This window comes from Nonomuraea sp. NPDC051941 (genome assembly GCF_044593615.1).
The window spans coordinates 151,107-167,207 of the sequence record NZ_JBIUCF010000016.1 but is presented as its reverse complement, the minus strand read 5'-3'; the positions used below and the strand labels follow the sequence as shown (position 1 = coordinate 167,207).

The window sequence follows — 16,101 nt, the reverse complement described above, 5'->3', positions numbered from 1 at the left end:
CAGCGACTCACCCGTTCAGGTCTTCCTGCGATGTCGGCGGCAGCCCCAACACCTCCTCAACAGCCTGAATGATGATCTCGGGTTGCTCGAGTGGAATCTGGTGACCGGCATGCTCGGCGACCATCACCTGCCCGTGCGGGGACTGGTCGGCCAGAGCGCGATGATCGGCGTTCAGATGCTCCAGATGCGCTTTGGGCATCCGCGGCCGCCTGCCTGCCGTGATCACACGGATGGGCACAGGTGGCAACCCGCTCTCCTGACGCGCCTGGGCGACCTCACGCATGGCGTTCTGCATCCCGGTCAGGGTGACGGCCAGTTCGCGCAGTGGCCGCGCGTGGGTGCCGCCGAACATCGCACGCAGGCGCAGCAGCCGTGGGGCTAGGAGGAACGACAGGTCGCGTACGAGCGCCGAGCCCGGCGGGGTTCCGCTGGCGGTCGGATCCACGAAGACCAGCCCCGCCACATCACCAGGATGGCGGGCGGCGTAAAGCTGGGTGACGAGCCCACCGTATGACCAGCCCACGAATACCGCTGGCAGTTCAAGGTGCAGGGCGCGAAGAAGCCGACGCAGGTCGTCGGCCATCTCGGTGACGGTACAGGCCTGCGATCCACCGGAACGGCCGACGCCGGCCCGATCGTAAGTCACCACAGTGACACGCTCGGCCAACGCGCGCTCCAATTCTTCCCCCCAGACGCCCACGCCCTGGCCTGAGCCGCCGCTGTCGAGAACCGCTGTGGGGCCTTTCCCGCGGACCTGTGCGCATAGCGCGTGATCACCTACGTCGACCATCACCGGCGTCGGTACATCGTCGTTTCCGGGTTTCTCATCCCATCCCATGGCGTCAACTTAGATTGACCAGCATATTAGCGTCAACTATTGTTGACGATTGAGTTCGGAGTGAGTGTCCTGGAGTCATGCGGTGGCGTAGCGGTGGTCGGCGCGCTTGTTGGGCTGCGGCATGGCGGGCGTGCGGCGATGCCCCGCGCGGCGCCCGCGCCGTGACCGGCCCCCAGGCCGCAGCGCGGCGCGGCGCGGGGACGCCGGCGCACGGGCTGATGTTCCCGACAGCCTTCGCCAACCCGTCCGACCCGGAAACCTTCTCGCACCTGTTCTCCCGCCTGGCCAAGAAGACGGGCCTCGGCCACTGGCACCCGCACGAACTCCGCCACTCCAGCGCCTCGCTCATGCTCGCTCAGGGAACCCCGCTCCACGCCGTCTCCGAAGTCCTCGGCCACGCCAGCATCGCGATCACCAAGAACGTCTACGGACACCTGCTGGAGGGCCACCGCCGCGCCGCCACCTCCAGCGCTCTCCTGGGGAAACAGCCCCCGGTGGCTCCCAGGGTGGCTCCCAAAGACGCCGAAGACACCGGTTGAAGATCAGAAAACGAAAGGCCCCTGATGGCTTAATACCTGTTCAGGGGCCTTTCAGTTGCAGAGCCGACGAGGGGAATCGAACCCCTGACCTTCTGTTTACAAGACAGATGCTCTGCCGATTGAGCTACGTCGGCGCGGCCTACCAGTGTAGACGCTAGAGGCGCCTGTGACGAGCGACTTCGTACAGCGCCACTCCGGCCGCCACTCCCGCGTTGAGCGACTCGGCGGCCGCCTGCATCGGGATCCGGGTCACCACGTCGCACTGCTCCCGGACCAGCCGCGAAAGGCCCTTGCCCTCCGAGCCCACGACCACCACCAGCGGCTCGGCGAGCAGGTCGACGTCGCCGATGTCGGTCTCGCCGGCGCCGTCGAGGCCGATGACGAACAGGCCCGCTTCGCGGTACTCCCGCAGCGCCGCCGTCAAGTTGGCCGCGCGGGCCACGCGCATGGTGGCGAGGGTGCCCGCGGAGGTCTTCCAGGCCCCGCCCGTGACCCCGGCCGAGCGGCGGGAGGGGATGAGGAGGCCGTGGGCGCCGAAGGCGGTGGCCGAGCGGGCGATGGCGCCGAGGTTGCGCGGGTCGGTGACCGAGTCGAGGGCCACGATCAACGGGACCTCGGCGGCGTCCTGCGCGAGCTCCACGAGGTCGGACGGGTGCGCGTAGTCGTACGCCGGGATCTGGAGCGCGATGCCCTGGTGGACGACGCCCTCCGACAGGCGGTCGAGCTTGTCGCGGGAGACTTCGAGCAGGGCGATCCCGCGCTCGGCCGCGATCCTGATGGAGTCGCGTACGCGATCGTCGTTGTCGATGCGCTGAGCGACGTAGAGGGCGTTGGACGGGACGCCCGCCTGCAGGGCCTCGAGTACGGGGTTGCGGCCGCCGATGTACTCGGGCGCGTCCTCGGAGCGCCGCTGCCGCGCCGGAGCGGGACGTCGGGCGCCGCCGCGATCCTCGCGGGCGATGCGCTCTGTACGGGCCTTGTCCTTGTACCAATGCCGCATTTCGGCAGGCGGGGTCGCGCCCTTGCCCTCCAGCGACCGGCGGCCCTGCCCTCCGGCGCCTTTGGACGGGCCCTTCTTCTTCGCGGGCCTGCCCGAAGCCCTACCGCCTGCTGCCATGCCAATAAGGGTACTCGGGCCGCCGGGCGCCTTATCCCACGCCGGGAACGGCGCGTTCCTCCGGGGCCGGGATGCGGAAGATTCCGTACAGAGCACCCAGCGCCGCCGGGTCGCCGGACGCCTCCGCGCGACGCTCCTTGACCGCCTCCGCGAACGTCGTACGCCCGGCCGCCATGTCCACCAGCACCTCGTCGTCGGTCTCGATGACGGCGTCCGGACGCTGCGCCGGACCGTGCTGGGTGTCGATCGTCCCGTCCTGGACCAGGGCATGGAAGACCTCGTCCCCCACCCGGAACTCGTACATCGCCCGTACCCCCCGCGCCGCCTCCGCGTCGAAGCAGGCCCTCAGCCCCAGAACCGCCCATCCGCCGTGGAACGCCTCGCCCTCCCGGCGTTCGCCCATGGCCCATTTCATGCCCCAGCGCGCCATAGCGAGCACGGCGGGGGCGAGTTCGGCGCCGGCCTCCGTGAGCGTGTACGCGGGCGTACGGGCGGGCGCCGGGAGCGTGACCTTCCGCACCAGTCCTTCACGTTCGAGATGCTTCAGGCGCGCGGCCAGCAGGCCCGTACCGAGCCCGCGGAGGCTGTTCTGGAAGTCGGAGAAGCGCTTGGGGCCGGTCAGCAGGTCACGCACGATGAGCAGCGTCCAGCGCTCCCCTACGAGGTCGAGCGTCCGCGCTGTGGCGCAGAACTGGTTGTACGTCCGATCCACTTCATCAGCTTAATCTCGGGCTTCCCCTTTTCGAACCCTCGACTACGTCGACGAGTAGTTGGGTGAGTGGTTCCGGATGTTCGAGCATCACGTCGTGCGGGCCGTCGATCGCGAGCGTCCGGTAGCCGACCGACTTGGCGAACTGCTCGAACGGAAAGGTCTGGGGGCGGCAGAAGATGCCTGTCCCGGGGATTAGGTCGACCGCCCTGCCGAGGCGCGTCGTGTCCGTGAACGTACGCAGCGGGTGCGGGCGCAGCCTCTCTCGGAGCCAGGCCGCGTCGTCGAGGTCGGTGATGCCGAAGAGCTCCGGCGCGGGGGCGGGGATCAGCCCGCCGTCAGCGGAGGCGCGGATGGCCTGTACGAAGGCGTCGGGGGCGAGGGTGAACATGCCGGCGCCGTTCGGGCCTGCCCAGCCGTCCACGAGCACGACATGGTGTACGCGTTCCGGCCGGAGGTCGGCCGCCTGGCGTACCACCAGGCCCGCATAGCTGTGTCCGACGAGCACCGTACGGTCGTCCTCGGGTGCGGTGTCCAGGGCGGTGAGCACCTGTTCGACGTGGTCGTGCAGGCCGGTGTCAGGGGCGTGGGGCAGGTCCGGGGTGATCGTGCGGGCGCCGGATCGTTCCAGGAGAGGTACGACGCGGTCCCAGGCCCATGGCCCGTGCCAGGCGCCCGGTACCAGGACGAACGTGGTCATCTCTCCCCCATCCTGGGCATCACCTGCGCGGCGAACTCCTCCATGGCCGCCCGATGATCGTCCACGGCCAGCCTGATCACCACATGCCGGGCACCTGCCTCGATGTAACCGTTCAGCCAGTTCGCGGCCTCTTCTGGGGTGCCGGCGAACATGGCCTGGATGCTCTCGACGAACTCGAGCGGCGCGTTGTAGTAGCGCTCGATGCTGGTGCGGAGGCGGTGACGGGCGCGTTCGGGGTCCTCGTCCAGGCAGATGGTGGCGTACAGGGCCGGGGTGAAGGGGTGGGCCGCCGAGACTCTGGGGGATCCGGGCTCGCGCCTGCCGTCCGTGGGCGGTGCTTCGGGGGTGCCGGCTGTCGACGAGGCCCCGGAGGCTGCCCACGAGACTTCGGGGGTACTGGCTGTGGATGAGGCTGCCGACGAGGCTTCCGGGGTGCCGGCTGTGGATGAGGCGTGGGGCGTGCCGACCGACGTCAGCGCGTTCAGGTCCTCCGTGTAGGCCTTCTGCGTCGGCGGGTACGGCAGCCAGCCGTCGGCCAGGCGGGCCGCCCGCCGCAGTGCCCGTTCACCGCTGCCCGGCAGCCATATCGGCGGCCCACCGGCCTGTACGGGTTTGGGGTCGAGCGTCACATCGTGGAACGTGAAATGCCCGCCCTGGTGAGAGATCGTTTCGCCGGCCCAAAGGCGTCGCATGATGTCGATCGACTCCTCCATGCGGCTGATCCGGCGCTTGAAGCCGACTCCGATCGCCTCGAACTGGGCCTCGGTGTTCGGATGGGCGAATCCTCCGCCCATGCCGACGATCAGCCGTCCGTCCGCGATGCCGTCGAGTGTCGCCAGTTGGTGGGCGAGGAGGAGCGGGTGGCGGAGGGCGGGGAGCAGTACGGCGGTGCCGAGTGTGATGCGGTTCGTGGTGGCGGCGACTGCGGAGAGCATCATCAGCGCGTCGGCTCTGGGGCGCGTCACCGGGCTGTCGCCCGCCCACACCGAGTCGAACCCCAATTCCTCGGCCAGCCTCGCCTGCTCGATGAGCGCGGACAGGTTGTGGTTGCCGAGCACTGTCCAGTCGCGTGTCGGGAGTAAGTAGCCGATTTTCGGTCTCATGGGATCGTCTCCGGGTCGTGAGCGGGGGTCGTGGGTGGGGGTCGTGGTCGTCAGATGGTGGTCATTGGGATCTGGTGGGTGGTCGAGGTGCTTGAAATCGCAGGGGATCACGGGGGGCAGGCGCCCGGACGAGGGCGGCGAAGGTCGCACTGACCCTGCTGCCGTGGGGATGGCCGTAGAGCCGGTTGTTGGGGACCGGATGCCGGAGATGTCGGCGGTTTGGCCGCACTGCCCCGAATCCGCGCACGCGACGGGCGGGATGTGCTGGCTTGTGCGTCTGAGGGCGTGCGTGCGGATGTCACCTCGCTTTCCGCCATGTCATGGTCGCAATATTAACCATGAGCTTCCTGATTTTGAAGTGACAAGTTCAATTTTGGGAAGCAACGAATAGGGAGGGTTCTGACGAGACGCTCCGCGCGGTGTAGGCACACGCGGCGAGAAGGCCATCGCACCGGCGCGGTGTACCAGCGACGGCGTTTCTGGACGCCGACGCGGGAGCCTCTCCTGAACGCCAGCGCGGGAGCGTCACCTGAACGCCAGCGCGGGAGCGTCACCTGGACACCGACGCGGTAAAGGCGGGTCGCACGTAGAAGCTCTCTCGGAGGTGCTGAGCTTCTGAGGGGAGCCGCGACCTTGATACCGACCAGACTGCGGGGGCGTCTCTAGCCTGGCCTGGGTGCGGATGGAGGACAGCGGATGGCATCGCCGGTTGGCGGACAGGCAGGCCTGCAGCTCAGCTCACCTCGCGAGTGGCCCAGAGTGGCCTCTTTCAGCCGCATCCTGCTCCGCAGTGGGAACTGCCGGCGCCCGCCCCGGTCCCCGCCTTCATCCGCCTTGTCGAGCCCGTCGACCTGAGAGATTTGCCCCTTTGATGCGGCGCCCTCCCTGGTCAACGGCCTCCCGCGACAGTGGCAGCCCCGCGCATGCCGCACGGAACCACCGTTTATCGCGGCAGTCTCGGCCCCGGCGCATACTGCACGGAACCACCGCCTATCGCGACAGTGGCGGCCCTGTGCACACCGCACAAAGCCGCCACCGCCACCAGAACGCCTGCCTAGCGGGTGAGCTCCCAGCGGGCCCCGTGCGGGGTGTCCTCCACCGTGATCCCCGCCGCCGCCAACTGGTTCCTGATCGCGTCCGCCGCCGCGTAGTCCTTGCGCTCCCTGGCCGCCTTGCGCTGTTCGAGCGCGACCGCCACCAGCGCGTCCACCACCGGCGAGAGGTCCGAGCCCGCACCCCGCCACTGCGGCGAGCGCGGGTCGAGGCCGAGGACGTCCAGCATGTTCTGGGTCTCGGCGAGCAGCCGGGCCACGGCCTCCTTGTCGCCGCGCGACAGCGCCACGTTGCCCTCGCGCACCACCTCGTGCACGACCGCCAGCGCCTGCGGCGTGCCGAGGTCGTCGTCGAGGGCGTCCACGAACGCCTGCGGCAGCGGCGCGTCCGCGTCGACGTCGTGGATGACCTCGGCGGCGCGCGTGACGAAGCCCTCGATGCGCTGGTACGCGGCAGCCGCCTCCAGCAGGGCCTCCTCGGAGTAGTCGATCGAGGAGCGGTAGTGCGGCGCCGCCAGGTAGTAGCGCAGCTCCACCGGCCGGACCTTCTGCACCATCTCGGGGATCAGCAGCGAGTTTCCGAGCGACTTGCTCATCTTCTCCGCGCCGATCTTGAGCATGCCGTTGTGCATCCAGTAGCGCGCGAAGCCGTCGCCCGCCGCCTGGGACTGGGCGATCTCGTTCTCGTGGTGCGGGAAGATCAGGTCGATCCCGCCGCCGTGGATGTCGAAGGCCGGGCCGAGGTACTTCGTCGCCATGGCCGAGCACTCCAGGTGCCAGCCGGGGCGGCCGGGGCCCCAAGGGGTCGGCCAGGTCGGCTCGCCCGGCTTCTCCCCCTTCCACAGGGCGAAGTCGCGGGAGTCGCGCTTGCAGGACTCGTCGTCAGTGTCGGCCGCGGCCCGCATGTTGTCCAGCTTCTGGTTGGACAGCGCGCCGTAGCGATCGGCGTAGGACCGGACGTCGAAGTAGACGTCGCCGCCGGAGGCGTACGCGTGGCCGCGGGCGATCAGCCGCTCCATCAGCGTGATCATCTCGGGCACGTGGCCCGTGGCGCGCGGCTCGACGGTCGGCGGGAAGCAGCCGAGCGTGTCGTACGCCCAGGTGAAGGCCCGCTGGTTGCGCTCGGCCACGACGAACCAGGGCACACCCTCCTCGGCCGCCACCCTGATGATCTTGTCGTCGATGTCGGTGACGTTGCGGCAGAAAGCCACGTCATAGCCGGATCGCGTCAGCCAGCGCCGGAGCACGTCGAAGTTCACGCCCGAGCGGATATGCCCGATGTGCGGAGGAGCCTGCACGGTCGCCCCACACAGGTAAATCGACGCCCGGCCGGCTTCGACCGGAACGAATTCACGGATGGCGCGCGTGCTGGTGTCGTAGATGTGCAGGCTCACGAAGGCAAGGCTAACGCCTCAGAGGGCTAGTCACGCCGATAAATCCCGCCGTCACGCCGATGAATCAGCCTCGCAACGTCACTCTGTCCGGCGAGATCCGTACGATTACTCGCTCGACGCCCGGTTTGTCCTCCCATGGGAGCCCTCGGTACTTGTGCGAGAGCTCCTGAATGAGCGCCCCTTCCGGGTCGGACGTGATGGTCACGCGCCCGCGTACCTCCACATACCTGTACGGATTGTCCGGATCGATGACCAGCAGGCTCGCCCGCGGATCACGTTCGAAATTCCGCGGCTTCCTGCGCCCCCGCACAGTCGAGAACAGCACGTCGTCACCGTCCGTGCGTACCCACACGACCGTCGACTGCGGCCCGCCATCAGGATTGAGGCTGGTCACCGTCGCATAATTCGGGGCATCCAAGAGTTTGCGCGCATCTTCCGACAGCTCGGCCATGTATCTCCCTTGATCGGTCCTGGTCCTCATTCTTCTGTAGGCTCGAACCGCCATGGACGTGACTCCCCCCTCTATGCTGCGCCGCCTGGGCATTGCCCTGGCCGGGCTCGCGGTCGCCGCCCTCGCCGGGGCCGCGTGCGCTCTCTCCTTCGACGACCTGCGCGCGCTGGCCATCACCGGCGAGGCGGGCCAGGATCTCGCCTTCCTCTATCCGGCGGCCTTCGACGCGCTCCTGGTGATCGCGCTGATCGACGTGCTGTTGCTGCGCTCCGCCCGGCTGCTGGTACGCGCGCAGGCCGCGTTCGTGCTGGTCGTGCTCATCGTGGCGGCAGCGGCGGCCAACGTGGCGACGGCGGTGCGGTTCGCGTTCGACGTGCGGGCGACGGCCGTGGGCGTGGCCCTGGCGCCCTGGGTCATGCTGGCCGTGGCCCTGTGGCTCTGGCTGCTGCTGATCAAGCACGTACAGGCACATCGAGCGGAGAGCGAGGAGACCGCGCCCGAGCAGGACATCGTCCCCTTCCATCCGGAGCCCGAGCGGCCGCCCGTCGAGATCTACTCGGAACGGCTCTCCGAGACGCCGCAGCCGGCGCCGGTCCAGGAAATCCCCGAGCCGGTCCGGGAAATCCCCGAGCCGGTCCGGGAAATCCCCGAGCCGGTCCGGGAAATCCCCGAGCCGGTCCGGGAAATCCCCGAGCCGGTCCAGGAGGCCCCCGAGCCGGTCCAGGAGGTCGAAGAGGCCCCTGCCCCGGTGGCGGCGCAGGTGGCGGAGTGGCCCGTGCAGCACGAAGAAGCACCGGAGCCCCCCACGCGCCCCGTCCGCTGGGGCGACCGGGTCAAGCCGACGGACGTCCTGGTCCACCCGCGTGTCGACGAGAAGGACGTGGACACCCAGCCGCACCCCGTGATCGAGGACGACGTACCGGATCCCGGGCACGGCCCCGAGCTGGCCGACGACCTCGAGCGCCCGCGGGAGGACGAGTTAGAGGACACCGCCCCTCACCCGGTGATCCACGACGACGACGCCCCGGCCCCCGCCGAACGCCTCCGCAGCACCCCACGTCCCCCTGAAGACTGAGCCGTAAGACGTGAGAGGGCCCGTCCGGCACGATCCCGGGCGGGCCCAGCTATTTCCGTCTAGACGCTGGAGCCGCGCCGGAGCCCGGCGACCAGGCCCACGCCGACGATGGCCAGCACCACCTGCATCACCAGCTCGATCCAGTCGATGCCGTCGGTCGTCGCGACGCCGAGCACCTGAGCGATCAGCGTGCCTAGCAGGGCGGCCACGATGCCGACGACGATGGTGAGGATCCAGCCGATGGCCTGCCTGCCGGGGAGCAGGAGGCGACCGATTGCGCCAATCACGGCGCCGATCACGATGGCGCCAAGGATGGACTGGATAGTCATGGTACGAAACCTCCCCGTGAGAGTGAGCGGTTCACTCCCACGGAGATGCTCGCTACCCGATCTACCGCTTTTATGCGCGGTCTTTACGAATGAGCAGGTCAGGATGGTGTTCCACGGGTACGCCCGGTGCGTCCCGGGGTGAAGCGCGTCACGAGGAGCACACCGATGACCGCCAGCACGAGCTGGAGTATGTGCTCGATCCAGTCGATCCCCCGCGTGTCGGCCACGCCGGCGGCCTGCGCGATCAGCGTTCCGATCAGGGCTGCCACGATGCCGACGATGAGGGTCAGCCCGATGGACATGTTCTGCCTGCCAGGAACGACCAGCCTGGCCAGGGCGCCGACGATGGCGCCGATGACGATCGCGGAAACTATCGCGCCGATCATGTGCTGCTCCCCCCGAGACGTTCACATGTCGTGGGGACACATACCCTCAGAGCAGGCAAAACAACCAAAAAGGGGAGACGGCGGTCCGTACCGCGCCAGTGACGAACCGCCGCCTCCTGATACAGCGGGCTTCGCGACGACCCGCCGGGACACCCTCACGCATCCACACGTAAGACGCCCGGCGTTCAGGAAAGGTTGACGACCAGGGCTGTCGCGACGGCCGCGATGCCCTCTCCCCGCCCGGTCAGCCCGAGCCCATCGGTGGTGGTGGCCGACACGCTCACAGGCGCGCCCACGGCGGCGCTGAGCGCCTTTTCGGCCTCGGTACGGCGCGGCGCCAGCTTGGGCCGGTTGCCGATCACCTGAATGGCCACGTTGCCGATCTCGTAGCCCGCGGCACGCACCTGCCGCGCGGTCTCCTCCAGCAGCGCGACGCCCGAGGCACCCGCCCATCGCGGGTCCGCGGTCCCGAACAGCTGCCCGAGATCTCCCATGCCGGCCGCGGACAGCAGCGCGTCACACGCGGCATGCGCGGCCGCGTCGCCGTCCGAATGGCCCTCGAGCCCGGTCTCGCCCGGCCAGTGCAGGCCGGCGAGGTTGAGCTCACGTCCCGAGGCTCCTGAAGCGAACGGGTGGACGTCGACTCCGACGCCCACCCGTGGAAGATTGGTGTTCAGGAGTTGAGAACCTCGTCGAGCAGGGCCTCAGCCTTGTCCTCGTTGGTCTTCTCCGCCAGGGCAAGCTCACTGACCAGAATCTGACGCGCCTTGGCGAGCATGCGCTTCTCGCCCGCGGACAGGCCGCGCTCGCGGTCTCTCCGCCACAGGTCCCGAACGACTTCGGCGACCTTGTTCACATCGCCGGAGGCGAGCTTCTCCAGATTGGCCTTGTAGCGACGAGACCAGTTGGTCGGCTCTTCCGTGTGCGGCATCCGCAGGACATCGAAAACCCGCTCAAGGCCTTCCTGGCCGACAACATCGCGCACACCGACGAGTTCTGCGTTTTCGGCTGGCACCTGGACGGTAAGGTCGCCCTTGTCGACCTTGAGCACCAGGTAGGTCTTTTCCTCACCCTTGATGGATCGCTTCGTGATTGCTTCGATCCGAGCAGCCCCATGGTGGGGGTAGACGACTGTGTCGCCGACCTGGAAAGTCATGTGACAAGTACCCCTTCCGCTGTACTCCAGGGTACCACGCATCCACAGCCTCCCGGAACAGTGAAATCCTCATAACTGCAGGTCAAGGCCGCATATTAGGGCTTGACAAGTGCTCAACTCTATGTCTGGCATTTCCGGACATAGCTAATGACCTGCGGGGGCGTGGATATGACCATGGATTCGGATGGATATGGTGGGCGCTGCACATCACGCATGCGCGCCACCTGCGCTTAGCGCATGCGCGAGCCCTCCGCAAGACCAAGGAGAACCCGCCCGTGACCAGCCGTCGCTGGATTGTCGTCGCCGCGTTCTTGGCAGCCCCCATGCTGGCGGGCTGCGGGGCTGGATTCGACGCCACCACCAACAAGCCGTACGCGCCCAACGAGGCGCTGGCATTGATCGAGAACGGTGCTTACGGCACGCGCGGCATTCAGATCCCGCAGGCGTTCATTCTCGGGCCCGACGCCGGCGCGCAGCTCGCCTGGCGCGGCTCCGCCCCGATCTACCTGAACATTCTCAACACCGCCGGCACCCCCGACACCCTTGAGGCGGTCTCCGCGGGGAGCATGGGGACGGTCAAGGTCACGGCCCCGATCCAGCTCCCGAGCCGCCAGCTCGTGAACACCGGCAAGCCCACCCCTCAGCTCATGCTCGAGGCGATCCCCAAGAGCCTCAGGGGCGGCGAGAGCATCAAGCTGGACCTCCAGTTCGCCAACGCCGGGATCGTGTCCTTGAACGTCCCTGTGGTGACGCGCAGCCGTGAGTTCAAGGACTACCCGCCGGCGCCGAACGCCCCCGCGGCCCCCACGCCCACCCCGACGCCGTCCGCGTCGGCCTCCGAAGAAGCCCACTGACCCTTCCCCGGAAACGCCGAAACCCTTGTTCCGGTACGCGACTCGTACCGGAACAAGGGTTTTCTACTCTTCGGTGGCGTCGAATTTGTAACCCAGGCCGCGCACGGTGAGGATGCAGCGCGGGTTGGACGGGTCCGACTCGATCTTGGCGCGCAGGCGCTTGACATGGACGTCGAGGGTCTTGGTGTCGCCCACGTAGTCGGCGCCCCACACGCGGTCGATGAGCTGGCCACGGGTCAGTACACGCCCCGCGTTGCGCAGCAGCACCTCCAGCAGCTCGAACTCCTTCAGCGGCAGCTGCACCTGCTCACCGCGCACGGCGACGACGTGGCGGTCGACGTCCATGCGCACGGGACCGACGGCCAGCACCGCGGTCTCCAGCTCCTCCGTCACGTCGCCCTGGCGGCGCAGGACCGCGCGGATGCGGGCCACCAGCTCGCGCGACGAGAACGGCTTGGTGACGTAGTCGTCGGCGCCCAGTTCGAGGCCCACGACCTTGTCGATCTCGCTGTCCTTGGCCGTCAGCATGATCACCGGCACCTTGGAGCGCTGCCTGAGGGAGCGGCACACCTCCGTACCGGGCAGACCCGGAAGCATCAGGTCGAGCAGCACCAGATCTGCTCCGTTGCGGTCGAACGTGTCGAGAGCCTCGGGCCCGGTCGCCGCGACCGACACCTCGAAACCCTCTTTACGGAGCATGTAGGACAGGGCGTCGGAGAAGGACTCCTCATCTTCGACGACAAGTACGCGAGTCATTGGGCTGTCTCCAGGGGAATCGAGGGTGGTACTGCCACCGCCGTGCCGCCGAAGGCGGGCAGGCGGAGCGTGAAGGTGGAGCCGGACCCTTCCTTGCTCCAAACGGACACTTCGCCGGCGTGTGCGGCGGCGACGTGTTTGACGATGGCCAGGCCGAGCCCGGTGCCACCGGTCGCCCGCGACCTGGCCGCGTCGACGCGGAAGAACCGCTCGAAGATGCGTTCGAGCGCCTCCTCCGGGATGCCGATGCCCTGGTCGCTGACGCTGATCTCCACCGAGTCACCGGCGGGCCGCACGCTGACCACGACCCGGGTGTGCTCCGGACTGTACGCGACGGCGTTGTCGATCAGATTGCGCAACGCCGTCACGAGCAGTTCGTCGTCACCCCAGATGCGCAGGCCCTCGGTGCCGCCGGAGACCAGGGTGATGTCCTTGGCGACGGCCTTGGTGTTGCAGTGGTCGATGGCGTCGTGGATGGACTCGTCGATGGAGACCTGTCCGGGGGTGGGGATGGGCTCGGCGCCCTGGATCCTGCTGAGTGTGATCAGGTCTTGGATGAGGTAGTTGAGCCGGGCGGCCTCGTGCTGCATGCGCCCGGCGAAGCGGCTGACCGCCTCGGGGTCGTCGGCGGCGTCCTGAATGGTCTCCGCCAGCAGGCTCATGGCGCCCACCGGGGTCTTCAGCTCGTGGCTGACGTTCGCGACGAAGTCACGGCGTACGGCCTCGACCCTGCGGCGCTCGGTCTGGTCCTCCGCGAGCACCAGGACCTGGCCGTGCGAGCCGAGCGGAGCCACGCGTACCGCGAAGTTCGTGGTCTCCTGGCCGAACTTGTGCCCCGCCACGTCGATCTCGCTCTCGCGGATCTCGCCGTCACGGCGTACCTGCCGGGCCAGCGCCAGCAACTCGGCGGCCATCAGCCGGTCACCCTTGACCAGCCCGAACGCCCGCGCGGCCGAGCTGGCGCGCAGGACCTTGTCATGCGCGTCGAGCACCACGGCGGAGGAAGGAAGCACGGCCAGCACGGACGCGACGCCCTGCGGCAGCGCGCTCCCGGTCTGTATGCCATCCTCCACGGCAGCGCGTTTCGGAGCCTCGATCTGGTTTCGGTAGAACAGGACCGCCAGGGCGCCCACGACGAACCCGGCCAGGGCCGCGAAGCTCATGGCCATCTCACTCATGTCTTCGATGGTAGGTGGCCTTCTCCCAGGCGCAGACCCTCTCATCAGGGATGGAAGGCCCCTTTCCTGGAAAGTTCATCTGACGGTAGGGGTTCGTTCATCGAGGGGCACGTACGGTGACCACATGCGCGACGCGTACCACGAAGAACTTGATTCGCTGACCGACAAGCTGGTTGAGATGACCAGGCTTGTCCGCTCGGCCATTTCCCGTGCCACCACGGCGCTCCTCGACGCCGACCTTCAGCTCGCCGAGAGTGTCATTTCCCGGGACGAGGAAGTGAACGCGACGTTCGCCGAGGTCGAGGCCTCGATCTTCGACCTGATGGCCCGGCAGCAGCCGGTGGCCGTGGACCTGCGAATGGTCATCACGGCGCTGCGCATGGGCACCGACCTGGAGCGCATGGGCGACCTCGCCGTCCACGTCGCCAAGGTCGCCCGCCTGCGCCACCCCGAGTCGGCGATCCCGGCCGAGGTGCGCTCGACCATCGTGGAGATGGGCCAGATCGCGGAGAACCTCGTCACCAAGACCGGCAGCTGCATCGCCTCGCGGGACGTGGACTCGGCGCTGGAGCTGGAGCAGGACGACGACGCGATGGACCGGCTGCACCGGCGGCTGTTCCGCAACATCCTGTCCAAGGACTGGGAGCACGGGGTGGAGCCGGCGATCGACATCACGTTGATCGGGCGCTACTACGAGCGGTACGCGGACCACGCGGTGCGGGTGGCGGCGGATGTCGTCTACCTGGTCACGGGGGCTCGGCCCAGCTGACAGCAAGGCCTTCCACTCAGTGGCGCTTCGCGCGAAAGGGCTCAGGCTGTGTTGTGTGGGGGCACGCCCCCACACCCCCGGCGAGGGGACTCCCGTCCCCTCGCGCTCCCCTTGCCTGGGCCCTCTCGGTATCGATGTTGGCTTGGAGCATTCCGCCTGGTCTCGGTTCACAGAGTCGACAGGGCCGAGTCCGTCCTTGCGTGGCCCTTCACTGCAACAGGTAGCGTGCTGGCAGGAAGGGGTTGGCAGGCATGAGCGAACATCGCGAGACGACCGGTCGGTGCTATGCGTGCAAGCGCACATTCAGCTTCGACCCGAAAGAAGTCGTAACTTTCCTGATCGATCCCGAGACCCACATGCCGCCAGGGATCACGGTCCTCGGCTCTCTTCGGCCGGCCAAACCGGAAGCCGTGGCCAGGTCTGTCGACGAGCCCATCTGCCCTGATTGTGTGACCAAGGCGAAGCAGTACAGCGAGGAGAGCGGATCGGGTCGCTCCTGGGGAAGCTGGCCGTCGAGCAGCAATTGAGCTCTCGTGGCCCCCGAGATCAAAATCGGGCGGGGCGAGTCCTGAACGCAGCGATTCGGCGATCTTGTGGCGCGCAAAGCCCGCACCCTAGCCTTGGGCCCGCTCGCCTGTCGACGGAACACCATCGACAGCCAGAGGCGTTGATCTTCGGCCCGTCAGCTCACGTGTGACCGGCTCTGGGATGCCATCTTTCGACTGTGACACGGCCTGCCACGACTGGTCGCACGACGGCCGAGGCCCGGGGAGCGCGAGGGGACGGGAGTCCCCTCGCCAGGGGTGTGGGGGCGTGCCCCACACAACACAGCCTGAGCCCTTTCGCGCGAAGCGCGCCTCTCCTGCGAGGACCACGCCTTTGGGGGTCGAAGGGGGCTAAAGCCCCCTGGGAAGCGCTGGAAGGCGTCGTCGCCTAGCGGCCCTGGTTGGCGACGGCCTCGATGGCGGCCTTGGCGGCGTCCGGGTCCAGGTATTCGCCGCCCGGCCGCTGAGGCTGGAAGTCGGAGTCCAGCTCGTACAGCAGCGGAATCCCCGTCGGGATGTTGAGGCCCGCGATCTCCTCGTCGCCGACCCCGTCCAGGTGCTTGACCAGGGCTCGCAGGGAGTTGCCGTGGGCGGCCACCAGGACCGTGCGGTCGGCCGACAGGTCGGGGACGATCGAGTCGTACCAGTACGGGAGCATGCGGTCGACCACGTCCTTCAGGCACTCCGTACGGGGCATCAGCTCCGGGGGAAGCAGGGCGTAGCGGGGGTCGCCGGCCTGGGAGAACTCGTCGTCGTCCGCGATCGGGGGCGGCGGCACGTCGTACGAGCGGCGCCACAGCATGAACTGCTCGTCGCCGAACTCCTCGCGCGTCTGGGCCTTGTTCTTGCCCTGGAGGGCGCCGTAGTGGCGCTCGTTGAGGCGCCAGCTCCGCTTCACCGGCAGCCAGAGCAGGTCGGCCTCCGCCAGCGCCAGCTGGGCCGTCTGGATGGCCCGGGTCAGCAGGCTGGTGTGGACGATGTCCGGGCGCAGTCCGGCGTCCTGGAGGAGCTTGCCGCCGCGGCGGGCCTCGTCCTCACCCTTGGCCGAGAGGCTCACGTCCACCCAGCCGGTGAACAGGCCCTTCGCGTTCCAGTCACTCTCGCCGTGCCTAAGCAGCACCAAAGTCGCCATATCGCCAATCCTATGGTC

19 protein-coding genes and 1 tRNA gene are annotated in these 16,101 nt (G+C 68.2%); 5 read left to right on the top strand and 15 right to left on the bottom strand.

What is annotated here, in order from left to right; genetic code table 11:
* Positions 1-7 precede the first annotated feature (7 nt).
* Complete coding sequence (locus ACIHFD_RS26960; RefSeq protein WP_397369196.1) at positions 8-838, bottom strand: alpha/beta fold hydrolase; 831 nt, start codon at positions 836-838, stop codon at positions 8-10.
* A gap of 161 nt (positions 839-999) precedes the next feature.
* Here ACIHFD_RS26960 and ACIHFD_RS26955 point away from each other — a divergent pair, with 161 nt between their 5' ends.
* Positions 1,000-1,377, top strand: coding sequence for a tyrosine-type recombinase/integrase (locus tag ACIHFD_RS26955; RefSeq protein ID WP_397369195.1), 378 nt, complete (start codon positions 1,000-1,002; stop codon positions 1,375-1,377).
* 61 nt (positions 1,378-1,438) lie between these two features.
* Here ACIHFD_RS26955 and ACIHFD_RS26950 read toward each other — a convergent pair.
* The 7 genes from ACIHFD_RS26950 to ACIHFD_RS26920 all read right to left on the bottom strand — a co-directional run bounded on the left by ACIHFD_RS26950 (position 1,439) and on the right by ACIHFD_RS26920 (position 7,903).
* Positions 1,439-1,511, bottom strand: a tRNA-Thr gene (locus tag ACIHFD_RS26950).
* Between the two features lie 20 nt (positions 1,512-1,531).
* Positions 1,532-2,494 (bottom strand): 23S rRNA (guanosine(2251)-2'-O)-methyltransferase RlmB, encoded by a 963-nt coding sequence (gene rlmB / locus ACIHFD_RS26945; protein WP_397369194.1) that lies wholly within the window; start codon positions 2,492-2,494, stop codon positions 1,532-1,534.
* Between the two features lie 31 nt (positions 2,495-2,525).
* Complete coding sequence (locus ACIHFD_RS26940; protein WP_397369193.1) at positions 2,526-3,206, bottom strand: winged helix-turn-helix transcriptional regulator; 681 nt, start codon at positions 3,204-3,206, stop codon at positions 2,526-2,528.
* A gap of 4 nt (positions 3,207-3,210) precedes the next feature.
* The gene (locus ACIHFD_RS26935; RefSeq protein WP_397369192.1) at positions 3,211-3,903 is read right to left on the bottom strand and encodes an alpha/beta fold hydrolase; all 693 of its coding nucleotides are present in this window, start codon (positions 3,901-3,903) and stop codon (positions 3,211-3,213) included.
* Complete coding sequence (locus tag ACIHFD_RS26930; protein ID WP_397369191.1) at positions 3,900-5,006, bottom strand: LLM class flavin-dependent oxidoreductase; 1,107 nt, start codon at positions 5,004-5,006, stop codon at positions 3,900-3,902. The genes ACIHFD_RS26935 and ACIHFD_RS26930 overlap by 4 nt, the downstream gene beginning before the upstream one ends.
* Positions 5,007-6,060: 1,054 nt before the next feature.
* A complete protein-coding gene (gene cysS, locus ACIHFD_RS26925; protein WP_397369190.1) occupies positions 6,061-7,452 on the bottom strand; it encodes a cysteine--tRNA ligase in 1,392 nt (463 codons plus the stop codon).
* Between the two features lie 64 nt (positions 7,453-7,516).
* Entirely contained in the window at positions 7,517-7,903 is a 387-nt protein-coding gene (locus ACIHFD_RS26920) for a PPOX class F420-dependent oxidoreductase (RefSeq protein WP_350733268.1), read from the bottom strand.
* Positions 7,904-7,961: 58 nt separating this feature from the next.
* Between ACIHFD_RS26920 and ACIHFD_RS26915 the strand changes: the two genes are divergently transcribed.
* Positions 7,962-8,978, top strand: a complete 1,017-nt coding sequence (locus ACIHFD_RS26915) for a DUF2637 domain-containing protein (protein ID WP_397369189.1) — start codon at positions 7,962-7,964, stop codon at positions 8,976-8,978.
* 59 nt (positions 8,979-9,037) lie between these two features.
* Here the strand turns inward: ACIHFD_RS26915 and ACIHFD_RS26910 are convergent, their stop codons facing one another.
* The 4 genes from ACIHFD_RS26910 to ACIHFD_RS26895 all read right to left on the bottom strand — a co-directional run bounded on the left by ACIHFD_RS26910 (position 9,038) and on the right by ACIHFD_RS26895 (position 10,849).
* A complete protein-coding gene (locus ACIHFD_RS26910) occupies positions 9,038-9,307 on the bottom strand; it encodes a GlsB/YeaQ/YmgE family stress response membrane protein (RefSeq protein WP_397369188.1) in 270 nt (89 codons plus the stop codon).
* A 98-nt stretch (positions 9,308-9,405) separates the two neighbouring features.
* Complete coding sequence (locus tag ACIHFD_RS26905) at positions 9,406-9,693, bottom strand: GlsB/YeaQ/YmgE family stress response membrane protein (RefSeq protein ID WP_397369187.1); 288 nt, start codon at positions 9,691-9,693, stop codon at positions 9,406-9,408.
* A 185-nt stretch (positions 9,694-9,878) separates the two neighbouring features.
* The gene (ispF, locus tag ACIHFD_RS26900; protein WP_350733262.1) at positions 9,879-10,349 is read right to left on the bottom strand and encodes a 2-C-methyl-D-erythritol 2,4-cyclodiphosphate synthase; all 471 of its coding nucleotides are present in this window, start codon (positions 10,347-10,349) and stop codon (positions 9,879-9,881) included.
* A 17-nt stretch (positions 10,350-10,366) separates the two neighbouring features.
* Complete coding sequence (locus ACIHFD_RS26895; RefSeq protein WP_043624891.1) at positions 10,367-10,849, bottom strand: CarD family transcriptional regulator; 483 nt, start codon at positions 10,847-10,849, stop codon at positions 10,367-10,369.
* 275 nt (positions 10,850-11,124) lie between these two features.
* On the opposite strand from ACIHFD_RS26895, the gene ACIHFD_RS26890 reads away from it, so the two are divergent.
* Positions 11,125-11,703, top strand: a complete 579-nt coding sequence (locus tag ACIHFD_RS26890) for a copper chaperone PCu(A)C (RefSeq protein ID WP_397369186.1) — start codon at positions 11,125-11,127, stop codon at positions 11,701-11,703.
* 63 nt (positions 11,704-11,766) lie between these two features.
* On the opposite strand, the gene ACIHFD_RS26885 is transcribed toward ACIHFD_RS26890, so the two are convergent.
* Positions 11,767-12,459, bottom strand: coding sequence for a response regulator transcription factor (locus ACIHFD_RS26885; RefSeq protein ID WP_185070431.1), 693 nt, complete (start codon positions 12,457-12,459; stop codon positions 11,767-11,769).
* Positions 12,456-13,628, bottom strand: a complete 1,173-nt coding sequence (locus tag ACIHFD_RS26880; protein ID WP_397369262.1) for a sensor histidine kinase — start codon at positions 13,626-13,628, stop codon at positions 12,456-12,458. Before ACIHFD_RS26880 ends, ACIHFD_RS26885 begins: the two co-directional genes overlap by 4 nt.
* A 133-nt stretch (positions 13,629-13,761) precedes the next feature.
* Between ACIHFD_RS26880 and phoU the strand changes: the two genes are divergently transcribed.
* Entirely contained in the window at positions 13,762-14,406 is a 645-nt protein-coding gene (gene phoU, locus ACIHFD_RS26875) for a phosphate signaling complex protein PhoU (RefSeq protein WP_350733256.1), read from the top strand.
* A 251-nt stretch (positions 14,407-14,657) separates the two neighbouring features.
* Complete coding sequence (locus ACIHFD_RS26870; protein ID WP_350733254.1) at positions 14,658-14,933, top strand: hypothetical protein; 276 nt, start codon at positions 14,658-14,660, stop codon at positions 14,931-14,933.
* Positions 14,934-15,339: 406 nt separating this feature from the next.
* Here the strand turns inward: ACIHFD_RS26870 and ACIHFD_RS26865 are convergent, their stop codons facing one another.
* The gene (locus ACIHFD_RS26865) at positions 15,340-16,083 is read right to left on the bottom strand and encodes a phosphoglyceromutase (RefSeq protein ID WP_363962087.1); all 744 of its coding nucleotides are present in this window, start codon (positions 16,081-16,083) and stop codon (positions 15,340-15,342) included.
* Positions 16,084-16,101: the final 18 nt, after the last annotated feature.